General features: G+C 59.2%; 13 protein-coding genes and 1 tRNA gene. 8 read left to right on the plus strand and 6 right to left on the minus strand.

Features of this window, described 5'->3' with window-relative positions; all coding sequences use genetic code 11:
- Nucleotides 1-69: 69 nt before the first annotated feature.
- Both JJB09_RS12030 and JJB09_RS12035 read left to right on the plus strand, forming a co-directional pair.
- Nucleotides 70-1,968: a CASTOR/POLLUX-related putative ion channel gene (locus JJB09_RS12030; RefSeq protein WP_201658082.1), complete on the plus strand. Its 1,899-nt coding sequence runs from the start codon at nucleotides 70-72 to the stop codon at nucleotides 1,966-1,968.
- 144 nt (nucleotides 1,969-2,112) lie between these two features.
- Nucleotides 2,113-2,188 (plus strand) — tRNA-Val (locus tag JJB09_RS12035).
- Between the two features lie 145 nt (nucleotides 2,189-2,333).
- Here the strand turns inward: JJB09_RS12035 and JJB09_RS12040 are convergent.
- Nucleotides 2,334-2,588 carry a GlsB/YeaQ/YmgE family stress response membrane protein gene (locus JJB09_RS12040; RefSeq protein WP_201658085.1) on the minus strand — a complete coding sequence of 85 codons (255 nt, stop codon included), beginning with the start codon at nucleotides 2,586-2,588 and terminating at the stop codon, nucleotides 2,334-2,336.
- 141 nt (nucleotides 2,589-2,729) lie between these two features.
- On the opposite strand from JJB09_RS12040, the gene JJB09_RS12045 reads away from it, so the two are divergent.
- On the plus strand, nucleotides 2,730-3,191 hold the full coding sequence (locus tag JJB09_RS12045) for a YidB family protein (protein ID WP_201658088.1): 462 nt from the start codon (nucleotides 2,730-2,732) through the stop codon (nucleotides 3,189-3,191).
- Between the two features lie 88 nt (nucleotides 3,192-3,279).
- Here the strand turns inward: JJB09_RS12045 and JJB09_RS12050 are convergent, their stop codons facing one another.
- Entirely contained in the window at nucleotides 3,280-3,723 is a 444-nt protein-coding gene (locus JJB09_RS12050; RefSeq protein WP_201658091.1) for a pseudoazurin, read from the minus strand.
- A gap of 174 nt (nucleotides 3,724-3,897) precedes the next feature.
- Between JJB09_RS12050 and JJB09_RS12055 the strand changes: the two genes are divergently transcribed.
- Both JJB09_RS12055 and JJB09_RS12060 read left to right on the plus strand, forming a co-directional pair.
- Entirely contained in the window at nucleotides 3,898-4,851 is a 954-nt protein-coding gene (locus JJB09_RS12055; protein ID WP_201658094.1) for a sugar-binding transcriptional regulator, read from the plus strand.
- A gap of 45 nt (nucleotides 4,852-4,896) precedes the next feature.
- Entirely contained in the window at nucleotides 4,897-6,951 is a 2,055-nt protein-coding gene (locus tag JJB09_RS12060) for a bifunctional aldolase/short-chain dehydrogenase (RefSeq protein WP_201658097.1), read from the plus strand.
- 12 nt (nucleotides 6,952-6,963) lie between these two features.
- On the opposite strand, the gene JJB09_RS12065 is transcribed toward JJB09_RS12060, so the two are convergent.
- Complete coding sequence (locus JJB09_RS12065; RefSeq protein WP_201658100.1) at nucleotides 6,964-7,677, minus strand: DUF1428 domain-containing protein; 714 nt, start codon at nucleotides 7,675-7,677, stop codon at nucleotides 6,964-6,966.
- 124 nt (nucleotides 7,678-7,801) lie between these two features.
- Between JJB09_RS12065 and JJB09_RS12070 the strand changes: the two genes are divergently transcribed.
- Nucleotides 7,802-8,251, plus strand: coding sequence for a MarR family winged helix-turn-helix transcriptional regulator (locus JJB09_RS12070; protein WP_201658103.1), 450 nt, complete (start codon nucleotides 7,802-7,804; stop codon nucleotides 8,249-8,251).
- 45 nt (nucleotides 8,252-8,296) lie between these two features.
- Here the strand turns inward: JJB09_RS12070 and JJB09_RS12075 are convergent, their stop codons facing one another.
- The 3 genes from JJB09_RS12075 to JJB09_RS12085 are packed head-to-tail and all read right to left on the minus strand — an operon-like array spanning nucleotide 8,297 to nucleotide 11,984.
- On the minus strand, nucleotides 8,297-9,349 hold the full coding sequence (locus JJB09_RS12075) for a substrate-binding domain-containing protein (RefSeq protein WP_201658106.1): 1,053 nt from the start codon (nucleotides 9,347-9,349) through the stop codon (nucleotides 8,297-8,299).
- Between the two features lie 54 nt (nucleotides 9,350-9,403).
- Nucleotides 9,404-10,450, minus strand: a complete 1,047-nt coding sequence (locus JJB09_RS12080; RefSeq protein WP_201658109.1) for an ABC transporter permease — start codon at nucleotides 10,448-10,450, stop codon at nucleotides 9,404-9,406.
- Between the two features lie 22 nt (nucleotides 10,451-10,472).
- Nucleotides 10,473-11,984, minus strand: a complete 1,512-nt coding sequence (locus JJB09_RS12085; protein ID WP_201658112.1) for a sugar ABC transporter ATP-binding protein — start codon at nucleotides 11,982-11,984, stop codon at nucleotides 10,473-10,475.
- A 140-nt stretch (nucleotides 11,985-12,124) separates the two neighbouring features.
- Here JJB09_RS12085 and mtnK point away from each other — a divergent pair, with 140 nt between their 5' ends.
- Nucleotides 12,125-13,387, plus strand: a complete 1,263-nt coding sequence (mtnK, locus tag JJB09_RS12090) for an S-methyl-5-thioribose kinase (RefSeq protein ID WP_246748691.1) — start codon at nucleotides 12,125-12,127, stop codon at nucleotides 13,385-13,387.
- Nucleotides 13,384-14,481: an S-methyl-5-thioribose-1-phosphate isomerase gene (gene mtnA, locus JJB09_RS12095; RefSeq protein ID WP_201658118.1), complete on the plus strand. Its 1,098-nt coding sequence runs from the start codon at nucleotides 13,384-13,386 to the stop codon at nucleotides 14,479-14,481. The genes mtnK and mtnA overlap by 4 nt, the downstream gene beginning before the upstream one ends.
- Nucleotides 14,482-14,683: the final 202 nt, after the last annotated feature.

A 14,683-nucleotide genomic window follows, 5' to 3' on the forward strand; every position in this document is an offset into this window, starting at 1 on the left:
ACCGACAAGATATTATATTTGAACCATACTTGCCGCGCAGTGAGTCTGCCGGTTTCTTCGGGGAATTTCATGAAATCCAAAATTAGTCCTGGAGCCAGGCTGCGCTACTGGTTCGACCGCACGATGTCTGCTGGAACAGGCGCATTGATCGGCTGGCTCGGTGTTATTTCACTTGTCATTATTCTGGTTTTTGGTGCCGTCATTACATTGACCGGCATTGCGCAGGAGGACGGCCAGTCGCTCGGTTTTGCTGAAGCGACATGGGAGGCGTTGATGCGCACGCTCGACGCCGGCACAATGGGCGGCGATACCGGCTGGGTATTCCGGTTGCTGATGCTGCTGGTTACACTCGCCGGAATTTTCGTCGTGTCGACACTGATCGGTATTTTGAGTTCCGGCATCGAAAACAAGCTCGACGAGCTGCGCAAGGGTCGCTCGCTGGTTCTGGAAACAGCCCATACGATCATCCTCAATTGGTCCCCATCGATCTTCGACGTGATCTCGGAACTCGTGATCGCCAACGAAAGCCGCGCCAGGCCGCGGATCGTGATCATGGCCGACCGCGACAAGGTGGAGATGGAGGACGAGATTGCGGCCAAGATTCCCAATCTCCGCAACACGAAAATAATCTGCCGTAGTGGCGACCCGACCGATCTCTATGATCTGTCGATCGTCAATCCCAACCAGTCGCGCTCGATCGTCATACTCTCTCCAGAAAGTGACGATCCCGATTCCAGCGTCATTAAGTCGATTCTGGCGCTGACCCAGGCTCCCACCCGACGTGCGGAGAAATACAGGATCGCTGCCGAAATCCGTGACATCGAGAATGCCGAGCTTGCCCATATCGTCGGTGGCGGCGAAGCCCAGCTGGTGCTGGCTGACGACCTCATTTCGCGCATCGTCGTCCATTCCAGCCGTCAACCCGGGCTCAGCGGCGTCTACACCGAACTGCTCGACTTCGACGGATCGGAGATCTACGCAGTCGAGGAACCTGCTTTGGTCGGCAAGACCTTCGGCTATGCAATCTTCTGCTATGAGGTATCGACGCTGATCGGCCTGATCGACGGCGACAATAAGGTTCAACTCAATGTCCCAAGCAGCCGTGTTCTGCTGCCCGGCGAAAAGCTGATCCTGATTGCCGAAGACGATAACCTGATCGAGATGAAGAAATTCGGGGGCAGGGTCGACCCCGGCCTGTTGCGCCAGTCGACAGCGAGGGAATCGAAGCCGGAGCGAACGCTGATGCTCGGCTGGAACAGACGCGCACCAATGATCGCGGCTGAGCTGTCGAGATTCGTTGAGCCGGGCTCGACGTTGACCATCGTCGCCGACAATCACGGCTTTGCCGAGGAGGCGGCCGCGATCCGCCTCGCCAATGACAATCTGACGCTCGACATCCGCGATGGCGATTCGTCCAAGCGCGATTTGTTGCGCAGCCTGGATCCGCTTTCCTACGATCATATTCTCGTTCTCGGCTACACCGAGCACCTGGCTCCGCAACCCGCCGATACCCGCACGCTGGTGACGTTGTTGCATCTGAGGCGGATAGCCGAGGAGGCCGGCAGCCATGCTAGCGTGGTCAGCGAAATGATCGACGTGCGTAACAGGGAACTGGCGGAAGTCAGCCGGGCCGACGATTTCGTCGTCAGCAACAAGCTGGTCAGTCTCATGCTCGCGCAAGCGGCGGAAAACGAATACATGGCGCAGATATTCGGAAGCCTTCTCGACGAGGATGGCTCGGAAATTTATCTCCGGCCTGCCAGCGACTATGTCGCGCTCGATCAGCCCATGGATTTCTATACGGTCACGATGGCAGCAGTGAAGCGTGGCGAAATCGCCATCGGTTATCGTCGCAAAGGTGCTGGCGATAGTGGCCGCAAGCTTGGTGGCGTGGTGATCAATCCGAACAAGTCGGACCAGTTCAGCTTCTCCGCCGACGATCGCATCGTGGTGCTTGCGACGCAGTGATTTTCACGGCTGGGTATTTGCAGGGGCGGGGGCCGGTGGCGCCCGCCTGTGGATTACTGATCGGGAAAATGTCGAAATTCTCTTGAACGCTCTTGCGCTCTGAATTTTTTCAGACTAGATGACGGCCACCCTAGCGGTTCGCGGGGGCGATTAGCTCAGTTGGTAGAGCGCTTCGTTTACACCGAAGATGTCGGCGGTTCGAGTCCGTCATCGCCCACCATTCTTTTTCCTTGATATGTCAGCCGCTTACGGAGATTGACTGTCACTGAATAGAAAAATGGCGGACGAATGGGAACCTCAAGAAGTTCAATTCCTGCCGAGCAGTTGGAGGCCGCGGTCGCTTGGTTATGCAGCCAATCAGCGCGCTACCGCACCCGGCCAGATACCCTGTGATAGATCCACAGCACAATAATTGCGCCGATTACCGACACGACCAGACTGTAGATATTCAGGCCAGTGACGCCCGACGCGCCAAAGAAGCTGAATACCACACCGCCGACGATCGCGCCGACGATGCCGAGAATGATGTCCATCAACATCCCCTGGCCGGTCTTGTTGACGATCTTGCTGCCAATGAACCCCGCGATCAGTCCCAGTATGATCCATGCGATAACAGACATGCGATTCCCTCCTCGTTGTCTGCACCTTGGCTGGCTTTCACCATTAGATTGTCGTTTTAGCAAAGTATGATGTAACGTATCATCAGTGATGCGGATGATCAAACCTGGAAAATCGCAAGACCTTTGCTGGAGGAAACTTTCATGGGCATGTTTGATGATGCAGTGCCGGGAGGCAATATTACAAAGCCGATCATGATTGCACTCGGCGCCTTGCTCGTAGGCAAGGTGCTGGGTGGCTTCGGCCAGGGTGCGGATGCGCAAGCACCGGAGCAGCCGCAGCAAGCCCCCACGGCTGACGACGGCGGGCTGGCGGGAGGCCTCGGCGGTCTGCTTGAAAAGCTCGGCAGCGCGGGCCACGGTAAAACGGCCGATTCCTGGGTGCGTCCCGGGCAGAATGATCCGATCGCGCCAGGCCAGCTTGGCGATGCATTGGGGTCGCAGACGATCAGCGATCTCGCAAGGCGGGCCGGTGTCAGCGAAACGGAGCTGCTCGAGCAGCTATCGCGTGTATTGCCCGGTGTCGTCGACAAATTGACGCCGCAGGGACAAGTGCCGGACCGCCAAACGCTCGATTCTTTCTTCCGGTCCGCACTCGGTTCTTGATGATTGGTTCCACCGGATCGCGTTTGAATATGCGCCGGCTGAGCGGCTGCCGGCGGGGGCTTCCTGTCCCCGCCAGCGCAATGCGGCGTTAGAGCCCTGCAGCGGTGATTTCCGCGTCCAGCCGCTCGCGCGCCTTTTTCGGCAGCTTGCCAGACTTTACCGCATCGATGTTCGCGGGTGCGTCACCGACCACCACCAACCCGACCATCCCCATGCCGACATGCGGCATGCACTTGATACCATAGGCGCCATCGACATCGAAAGTAACCTTGAGCGTCTCGTTCATCTTGCTTTTGAACGGCTTTGCGCCATCCGGCATCATCCCCTTGATCGTCTCGGCATTGTGCCCCTTGTCGGTCGGGACGAATGTGACGGTGTCGCCCTTGGCAATCTTGACGAAGGCGGGTTCAAAGACCATGGCGCCGTCCTTGCCCTTGTTGAGCATGTGGACCTCGAAGTCGGCAGCAAAACCGGATGTTGCGAAGGCAGCCATGATAGCGGCTGATACCATGGTCTTGAGGCGGATGTGCATGGACGATCTCCTTGTTTTTTCTGTCCGTTAAGGCGATTAGGCTCTACCCCGCCGGATGGCTTTGATCTTGCGCAAACCGCTGCTGCGACAAAATGCACCGTCTGGCAAACGAAGGTATTTGACTTTTGTCAATCGCCTCGAATATTGTCTAAATCAACGAAGTGCGGAGGAAAAATGCCGATCAAGCCGAGCGATCAGATCATGCACAAGGCGGCATGGCTTTATTACATGCATGGCCTGCGGCAGGACGAAGTGGCCAAGCAACTGGATATTTCCAGAGCCTCCGTTGCCCTCTATCTCCGGCGCGCGCGCGATTCCGGCATCGTCACGATCTCGACCTCTACGGACTTGTTTTCCCATGAGACGCTGGCGCGCGAACTTGAAGATCTGCTCGGGCTCACCTCGGTTTGGATCGTGCCTGAGGATCGGCAGGCGCTCGATCCTGCTGCCGAAATGCCGGTGCTTGCCGCCACCGTATTCCTGGATCTCGTACGAAAGGGAGACAAGGTCGGCGTTGCCTGGGGCAAGACGGTTTATCACATCGCCGATGTCATGCCATTTGCCGATCTGAACGGCGTCACGGTGGTACAGCTCTGCGGCAATCTCGGCGCGCCATATTCCTATCGACCAGACCAGTGTACGACCGAAATAGCTCGGCGGTTGAATGCACAGGGCATCAATTTCTACGCGCCGCTGGTTCTGAGTTCCGAGCGGTTGGCTGAAGAGTTGCGTGCGGAACCGATGATCAGAGAACAGTTGGCTTCGATCGCCGAGTGTGATCTCGCGCTCTATTCGGTCGGCGGCATCGAGGCCGACAGCCATCTTGTGAAATGTGGCGCATTGACGCCGGAGGAAATGCGAAGCCTAGGCGAGCGCGGTGCGGCGGGCGTCATTGCCGGCCAGATCATCGATGTTGAAGGCCGCTTGATGGATTGCGCGCACAATCGGCGCTGCATATCGGCCGATCTTGGGTCGATCAAGGCGATTCCGAAGCGGATAATGGTCGTGCAGGAAGACAACAAATACGAGCCGCTGGTCGCTGCCATCAAGGGCGGGTTTGCCTCGCATCTCATCGTTACTGCATCGATGGGCAAGCGGCTGAAAGAACGATTCGCAACGTCGAAATGACTGCGCGCCGCGCGGGGGCGGCGTAACATTTTTCGGGAGGAACTGATGGAAAATCTCTGGAGGGACGCCGACGCGGAAGCGCTCGTGAGCCAGTATGAGGCGCGTGGTATCAATCGCGATCTGGCGCTGAGAACCTACACGACGCGGCTGCTCGGAGGCGATCCGCGCCTCGTCCTGCATGGCGGCGGCAATACCTCGGTCAAGACCACCATGCTCGACCTCGTCGGTGACGCCCATGACGTCCTCTGCGTCAAGGGCAGCGGCTGGGACATGGGGACCATCGAGCCCGAAGGCTTGCCGGCGGTACGCATGCCGCAGATGTTGAAGGCGCGGGCTCTCGACAAGCTCTCCGACGAAGACATGGTGACGCTGTTGCGCGCCAATCTCATCCATCCGTCAGCGCCAAACCCTTCGGTGGAAGCGCTGCTGCATGCTTTCCTGCCGCACAAATTCGTCGACCACACCCATTCGACCGCGATCCTTGCCATCGCTGACCAGGCCGAAAGCCTGAAGATGACGCGCGAGATCTACGGCAATCGCCTGGGCTTCGTGCCCTACATCATGCCGGGCTTTGCGCTGGCCAAATCCGCCGCCGGCATTTTCGACCAGGACCCGACGGTCGAAGGGCTGCTGCTCGACAAGCATGGGATCTTCACTTTCGGTGCGACGGCAAAGCAAGCCTATGACCGGATGATCCTCTTCGTGTCGATGGCCGAGGATTACGTGAAAGCGAGGGGACGAAAACCATTCACTGTTGCGGCATTGCCTGCCGATCGGCCGTCGCCGAAAGACATCGCGCCGATGTTGCGCGGCGCGGTGGCCATAGACAAGGGACAGGGGCGTTACGACCGGATGATCGGGGTATTCCGCACCTCTCCGGCCATTCTCGATTTCGTCAACGCAGCCGAGGTGGCTGATATGGCGGCGAGAGGCGTTTCGACTCCAGACCTCTCGATCCGTATCAAGACGGGCCCGATGGTGCTTGCTGCGCCGTCGACGTCGAGCCTCTCGACTTACCGGGCGCATATCGAGGAAAAAACAGCGACTTTTGCCGCCGCCTACACCGATTATTTCCGCAGCAACGACGCGCGCGACGATGTCAAACGCATCATGCTCGACCCCATGCCGCGGCTGACGCTGGTGCCGGGGCTCGGCATGTTCGGCCACGGCCGGACCTACAAGGATGCGACGATCGCTGTCGATGTCGGGGAGATGTGGATCGAGGCCGCACGTGACGCCGAATCCGTCGGCCGCTTCGAGCCGGTCAGCAAGCCCGATCTTTTCGATCTCGAATATTGGTCGTTGGAGCAGGCCAAGCTCGCTGGCGCAAAAGCCAAGCCTTTCACCGGGCAAGTTGCTGTGGTCACGGGTGGGGCAGGCGCCATTGGCGCAGCGACCGCGAGGGCGTTTGCCGCGGAAGGCGCCCACGTCGCGGTGCTGGACCTCGATGCTAGCAGGGCGGCAGACGTTGCAAGAGCGGCTGGCAACAACTCGATCGGCGTCGCCTGCGATGTCACTGATCCCGCTTCAGTGCGCAAGGCTTTCGACGTCGTGATCGAAATGTTCGGCGGTATCGATACTGTGGTGTCCAATGCCGGTGCTGCCTGGGAAAGCCCGATCGCGACCATGGACGATGCGCTGCTGCGCAGGAGTTTCGAGCTCAACTTCTTTGCTCACCACTCCGTCGCACAGAATGCAGTTCGTATCATGAAGGCGCAGGGCACCGGTGGGGCGCTATTGTTCAACGCGTCCAAGCAGGCGATCAATCCCGGCGCCAATTTCGGCGCCTATGGCCTCCCGAAGGCGGCGACCCTGTTCCTGTCGCGGCAATATGCGCTTGAGCACGGCAAGGATGGTATCCGGGTCAACGCAGTCAATGCCGACCGGATCCGCTCGGGACTGCTGAACGACGAGATGATCGCCAATCGCTCTACCGCGCGCGGGCTTTCCGTCGAGGACTACATGGCCGGCAACCTGCTCCACCAGGAGGTGACCGCCGAACATGTGGCACAGGCCTTCGTGCACCATGCGATGGCGGAGCGGACGACCGGCGATGTCACCACCGTGGATGGCGGAAACATCGCCGCGACGCTCAGGTGACATTCGCTCTGCTCAGGCGTCCAGAATGGGGGTGAAGCCGCCATGGATCATGCGCTTGCCATCGAAGGGCAGGCTGTCCGGACGCATGCGTGGATCGGCCATCACTTTCTTCCAGCCCTCGTCGCGGATTTGCTTGGAAGGCCATTCGACAAAGGAATAGACGACCGTTTCGTCGTTGGTGGCCTTCACCGCGCGTCTGCAGTCGGTGACCTTTCCATCAGGCACGTCGTCTCCCCACGAGTCGGAGGCGCGTGTCGCCCCACATTCCTTTAGCACAGTGGCGAACTTGACTGCGGTTTCCCGGTAGGCATCCTTGTTGCCGACCGGGACAGGAATGAGCGAGCCATCGACGTAGCCGGGCTTGCCGCCGCTGTTCTCATCGATGATCGTGGCAAACCCGCCGTAGATCATCCGCTTGCCGTCAAAGGGCATTTCCGAACCCATCTCTTTCAAACGCGGATCATTCATCATCTTCTCGTTTACAGCATCGCGAATCTGTTTGCTGGGATACTCGACCCATGCGAACACGATCACCTCGTCCGGCTTGGCCTGAACGGCGCCCTTGAAGTCGGTGACCTTTCCTTCAGGCACTTCGTCGCCCCATGCCTCGACGATACGGGTTGCGCCGAATTCCCGGAAAAAGGTGGCGGCTTCGGCCGCGTGCTTGCGGTAGATTTCCTTGTTGGCGGCGGGAACTGCGGCGACGAATCCGTCTACATAAGTCATGGCTTCTCTCCTTGCATGGTTGGATTGCCGGCGGATTATCCAGGGCAAGCGCCTGGATTAAGCGGCGATTTCATCAGCGGGGTAGGCACTTGACAGAATGAGTTGATATCAACATATATAGCGCATGTCAAACGCCGATCCTGTTTCCTTTGAAACGACTCTCCATGTTCGCGACCACTGCCTGTGCCTCTCGGCGCAACGGGCCGCCCGTGCGCTTGCGCGCCGATTCGATGAGGCCCTCCGTCCTGTCGGACTGACCAGCGGACAGTTTTCGCTGCTGATGTCGCTCAATCGGCCGAAGCCGCCTTCGATCGGTTCGGTCGCGTCCTTTCTGGCGATGGATCGAACAACGCTTACAGCAAATCTGAAGCCGCTCGAACGCCGGGGATTGCTGCTAACAACGGTGGACGCCGAGGATCGGCGTGGACGAAGGTTGACGCTGACAGAGGCGGGACAGCAAATACTGGCAAAGGCCATGCCGATCTGGACAAGGACACATGCCGACGTCGATCTGCAGCTTGGCACTGCGCAGCCTGAGGTCGTGCGCGCCGGCTTGCGTGCGCTGGCGCTGTGACAAAAAAGGGCGGCTCTTTCGAACCGCCCAGTTCACTAGGGAACTTTATTTCCTGGAAGGCAGCGGCATCCAGGCAGGAGCGGCGACATCGGCGTGGGCGAACTGTGGCATTTTCGCCGAAAGTTCTTCCATGTTCTTGATATCGTTGTCGTTCAGGTCCTTCTGGGTGATCAGTGTCGGCGGCACGATTACGCTCTTGCCCGGATCTTCGCCAGCGAGCATCATCGCCAGCGCGCGCACGGAGACCTGGCCGACCACGGCCGGGTTTGTGGCGGCGGTCGCAGCCCACGCGCTGCCGGCTTCGCGCATCGCTGCTATGTCCGACGTCGAAATGTCGGCCGAGTAGATTTTCACGCTGGAGGACATGCCGGCTTCGTCAACGGCGATCTTTACGCCCTTGGCGAACTCGTCATAGGGGGCAAACATCACGGTGATATCCGGATTGGCCGAAATGACCGAGCGAGCCTGGTTGGCAACCGAGTTGGCGATAGGGTTGTCCAGCGTGCCGAACATCGCTTTTTCATTGATACCCGGATACTGCGCCTTGAATTTCTTCCATGTTTCGTCACGGCGGTCGAGCGGCGCAATCCCTGCGACATAGACATAGCCGGCCTTCCAGCTATCGCCATTGTCCTTGATCGCCTGTTCCAGTGCGAGGCGAGCGAGGTCGCGGTCAGACTGTTCGATTTGCGGGATCTTGTCGTTTTCGACATTGACGTCGAAGGCCACGACCTTGATGCCGGCATCGACGGCGCGCTGGGCGGCTTCCTTCATCGATTCCGTCAGACCGTGCTGGATGATGATGCCGTTGACGCCAAGCGCGATCGCTTGGTCGACCATGTCGGCCTGAAGGGCGGCATCCTGGCGGCTATCGAGCACCCGCAGATCGACGCCAAGCGCCTTGGCCTGTGTTTCCACACCCGACAGATACGATTGAAAGAAGTCGCCGGTCGAAAGGTAGCGCACAAGCGCAATCTTGACCTTGCCCGCATCGTTGAACGGTGCCGGCATTTCAGCTGCAAATGCCGAGCCGGCAAAGGCGGTGGTCGCCATTAGGCCGAGTGCAATCTTGCCGAATACGCGTCTGGTAAAATTCATGACTGTCTCCTCCACGTTATTATTCCTCCATGTATTCTCAACAGGGCCTAGGCCCTATTTCCGGCTGCGCTGCGAGAGCGCGAAAGTGAATACCAGCGCCACCACCAGCACGGCGCCCTTGACGAAATCCTGGGTATAGTAGGGCGCATTCATCATCGTCAGTCCCTGCAGCAGGATGCCGACGAACAGTGCCCCGACTGCCGTACCGAATGCATTCGGCTTTGCGGCGCCCAACACGGCAAAGCCGATCAAAGCGGCGGCAACCGCGTCAAGAAGCAGGTTGTTGCCCGAGGCGATGTCGCCGCGACCAAGCCGTGCAGCCATCAGGATGCCGCCGATCGAGGCAAACACGCCGGAAATCACATAGGCGCCAATCTTGTAGGCATTGACCGGTGCGCCGGCGAGTTGCGCAGCGCGCTCGTTGGAGCCGACCGCATACATCATCCGGCCGAAGCGGGTATATTGCAGGAAAAACCAGATCAGCACCGCCAGAACGAGCAGGACGACGACCGAAACCGGCAGCAGATTGGGCAGGATGAAATCGAAGCGGTGTCGGCCGAGCGCCAGGAAACCGGGACTGAAGGTGCCGTTGGCGATCGAACCGTCGGGCATCGACATGCCGGTGGCGATCGAGCGGCCTTCGGTGGGTATACGCTGCAGCCCGACCAGCAGGAACATCATTCCAAGCGTTGCCAGAAGGTCCGGCACGCGCATGTAGACGATGAGGACGCCGTTGATCAGTCCGACCAAAACGCCGATGGCGATGCAGACAACCGTCGCGGTGATCGCATCGCCGCCCATCACCACCATCACGTAGGCGGAGGCCATCATGGCGGTGGTCGCCACCGAGCCGATGGAAAGGTCGAAGCCGCCGACCACCAGCGTGGCAGTGACGCCGAGCGCCAGAATGCCGGTGATCGCCACGGACTGGAAGATGAATACCGCACTTTGCGGCGAGGCAAATCCGTCTGCGGCGATGCTGAAATACACGACCATGCCGAGCAGCAGGACCAGAAAGCCATAGCGGATGACGAGCTCGCGACCCGAAAGGCGGCCTGCCTTGTTATCCAGCGGTTTGTCTGTGGATTGAGTCACGGTCATGAAGTCTTGGTCGCTTTCTCGTTCATGCATGCGCCGCGTGCCGCTTGCCGGCGATTTCCGCCAGCAGCAGGTCGACATCCGGGTTTTCATTAATGTGTTCGCCGACAATCGTGTGCTCGGACATCACCAGAATCCGGTCGGCGATTTCGAAGGCTTCGTCGAGTTCGGTGAGGAACACCAGAGTTGCGCGTCCATGCGCCGATGCGCGCAGCTTGGTGGCGATGTCGCGTCGGGCGGCGATGTCGACGCCCTGGAAAGGTTCATCGAGCACCAGCAACCGCGACGGTTGAGCGAGCCACCGGCCAACCATCACCTTTTGTTGGTTGCCGCCCGAAAGGGTCGACATGTCGTCTCGTTCGGAGCGGCAGACGATCCCGAGTTCGCCGATCTGGCCACGGGCGCTTGCGCGTTCACGGCTGCGGCTCAGAATCGAAAACCTGGACATCCTCTTGAGAAACGGCAGGCTGATATTCTCGATGATCGAGAAGCCCGGCACAATGCCGTTGGCGCCGCGATCTTTGGCGACCATGTGGACGCCATTGCGGATCGCCTCTCGAGGGGTCTGTGGCGCATAGGTTTGGCCGTCGAGCTTCATCTGCCCGCAAACCGGCTTGGCGAGGCCGAATATCGTCTCCGCAAGCACGGATTTGCCGACGCCGACGAGGCCGGTGACGGCGACGATCTCTCCGGAGCCCAGGGTCATCGAAAAGGGACTCGCACCATGGATAAGCTTTAGATCGCGGATTTCCAGCACCGGGCTCTTGGCAGTGCGCACATCAATAAGGTTCTGCGTGGAAGAGCGCCCCAGCATGGCATCGACTGCTGCTTCGTAATCGAGCTCCGGTCCCTCGAAGACGCCGGCAATGCGTCCGTCACGCAGGCTGACGATCGTATCGGCCAGTCGCCGAATATCCGACATCCGGTGGGAGATATAGAGAATGGCGACACCGCGCGCTCTCAGCTTGTCGATGAAATCGAACAAGCGGTCGGCTTCAGCGCTCGACAGGGACGAGGTCGGCTCATCGAGGATCAGAAGCTTCGGTTCGTGGGTCAGCGCCCGTGCGATCGCCACCATCTGTCGGTCGGCAAGCGGTAAATCCCCCACTGTGGCGGACATGTCGAAGGAAAGGCCCATCCGCGCTGCGACCGCTTCGGCTTCCCGCCGAACGCGCCGGGGGTTGAAAATGGTGCGTGCCCCCCGGCCGTTCAGTCGGTCGAGCGTCAGATTGGTGGCGACATCGAGATCGGCAACCACCCCGTCATTGATGTTCTGGTGGACCGTCACAACGCCTGCGCGCAGCGCCTCTGCGGGCGTCTGCGGCGAAAATGTCTGTCCCGACAATTCGATATGGCCAGAATCGGCCGAATAGACGCCGCTGATAATACGGACAAGGGTTGATTTACCGGCACCATTGGCGCCCATCAGCACGGTAACCTTGCCGGCGGCAAGCGAAAGATCGACGCCGTCGAGCACGCGGACCGGCCCGAATGATTTGCGCAAATTCTCGATGCGGAAAAATGCCTGACTGACCATAAACTCCTCCCTGAACACAATGCTAGAGCCGGATGTCGTCAATTGTCAAGGCCATTGACATTTGACAGAGCGCTGTTTTAACTCAGGTCTAACGGGGTATGGGAGACCCTCAAATCATGACTTCGGGAGGAGAGGATCAGATGTTGGCATTCGTTGCCTTGTCGGTGGAAACGCTTGCCGCGCGGCTGGGCGCTCTGGACGCGTTGCGTGAAAGAATTGGCCAGGATCCGGGCAAGTGGACAGTTGCGGAAGTGGGCGATGGAAACCTCAACCTTGTCTTCATCGTGAAGGGCGATATCGGCTCCGTTATCGTCAAGCAGGCGTTGCCCTACGTCCGTCTGGTCGGGGAGAGCTGGCCGTTGCCGCTGAAACGCTCCTTCTTCGAATATCATGCGTTGATGCGTCAGGGTGCGCGCGATCCCGGCATGACGCCCGAGATTTTCCATTTCGATCAGGCCCAGGCGATCATCGTCATGGAGTTCCTCACGCCGCATGTGATCTTGCGCAGGGCGCTGATCGACGGCCGTGAACTGCCAAGGGTTGGCCGCGATCTCGGGCTTTTCGTCGCCAGAACCCTGTTTCGCGGCTCGGACCTGTCGATGGTTACGCGGGAGAAGAAGGCCGATCTGGCGCTGTTTTCCGACAATGTGGCGCTTTGCGACATCACAGAGGCATTGGTGTTTTCCGACCCCTATTTCGAAGCGCCGCTCAACCGACACACATCGCCCCAGCTCGATGATCTGGTCGCTGAACTGCGCCGCGATCGAGATCTGAAGGTCGAAGCGCAACGCCTCAAGCATCTGTTCTCGGCCAATGCCGAAACGCTCTGCCACGGGGACCTGCATACCGGTTCGGTCATGGTGACCGATGCGGAAACCAAGGTGATAGATCCGGAATTCGCATTCTATGGACCAATTGCCTTCGATGTCGGGATGCTGATCGCCAATTTCTGGATGAGCTACTTCTCGCAGAGCGGACACGAGGAACGCGGCGAGCGCCACTCCATGCGTGCCTATTTGCTGCACACGGCGACTGAGATCTGGGATGTGTTCGCCACCGAATTCGGTCATCTCTGGCGCACCGAGCGCAAGGGTATTCTCTATCAGGCATCGCTTTTCGAAGCGCAGGGAGACGCGCTCGGCGCCGAGCAGGCACTCGATCGGATCCTGGACGACATCTGGAACGACATGCTGGGCTTTGCCGGCGTGGAAATTCACCGCCGTATTCTCGGCCTCGCCCACAACGCCGATTTCGAGACGATTGCCGACCACGACATGCGTGCATGTTGCGAGGCCAAGGCATTGAAATTCGGGCGGCATCTTGCCGTCAACCGTAGTCGCATACGCAGCATGGCCGAGATTTCGGCGCTCGCGGAGCGGCTTGAGAAGGAGCAGGTCAAGTGAAAGTCGCCAATCAACATTATAGAACAATCTGGCTCAACGAAGATGGGCAATCTGTCGACATCATCGATCAGCGCTGGCTGCCACATGAATTCCGCATCGTCACTTTGAAGACGGTTGCCGACGTTGCAACTGCGATCCGCGACATGTGGGTGCGGGGCGCGCCTTTGATTGGCGTTACCGCCGCTTACGGCATTGCTATCGCAATGGTCTCTGATCCAGGCGATGAAAATCTCGAAAAAACGTGGAATGAACTCAATGAAACACGCCCGACAGCGATAAACTTGCGGTGGGCGCTCAATGAGATGAAGACGTTTCTTGCGCCTCTTTCTCCTGATCGGCGTGCTGACGCCGCCTATCGACGGGCAGCCGAGATTGCCGAGGAGGATATCGAGCTCAACCGCCGCATCGGCCAAAACGGACTCGAGATCATCAGGAAAATCGCTGCCGGCAAGGAACCTGGAGAGCCGGTGAACATACTTACGCATTGCAATGCGGGATGGCTCGCAACGGTAGACTACGGCACGGCGACGGCACCCATCTACCTCGCCACGGAAGAGGGCATCCCGGTGCATGTCTACGTCGATGAGACCCGGCCGAGAAATCAGGGCGCGCAACTGACCGCCTGGGAGATGGTCGGGCACGGCGTTCCGCACACGCTAATCGTCGACAATGCCGGCGGGCATATGATGCAGCACGGCAAGATCGACATGGTGATCGTCGGTACGGATCGAACCACTAGCCAGGGTGACGTCTGCAACAAGATCGGCACCTACCTGAAGGCGCTTGCCGCCAAGGACAACAATGTGCCTTTCTACGTGGCGCTGCCGTCGCCGACGATCGACTGGACGGTCTCGGACGGGGTGGTAGAGATCCCGATCGAGGAACGGGACGAGGATGAAGTCAGCTTCATTCAGGGCAAGGCAGGCGACGGCTCCGTCAGTCGTCTGCGGATTTCGCCGGAAGGTACGCCGGCGTCAAATCCGGCGTTCGATGTGACGCCGGCGCGGTTGATTACCGGCCTGATTACCGAGCGCGGCGTTGCGCCGGCGTCAGGCGAGGGGCTTCGCGCCCTGTTTCCGGAAAGAGCACATTAGCGGCTTGCAAAATTGCAACAATCAGCAAAAGGTGGCCGCGACGGTCACCTTTTTTGTTCCGGTCTTGTGCATTGCACCATTGATTTTCCCGCCAACGTCAACTAACATTCATGAATGTTTGTAAGTGCCATGGCTGATTTCGCGTGAGGCGGAGCAGGATGTGGCGTTCCCAACCGATCCTGTTTTCACGACTGGTGCGAGC

Source organism: Phytoamicus setariae, from assembly GCF_016722925.1.
In the GTDB taxonomy this organism is placed as follows: domain Bacteria; phylum Pseudomonadota; class Alphaproteobacteria; order Rhizobiales; family Rhizobiaceae; genus Rhizobium_E; species Rhizobium_E setariae.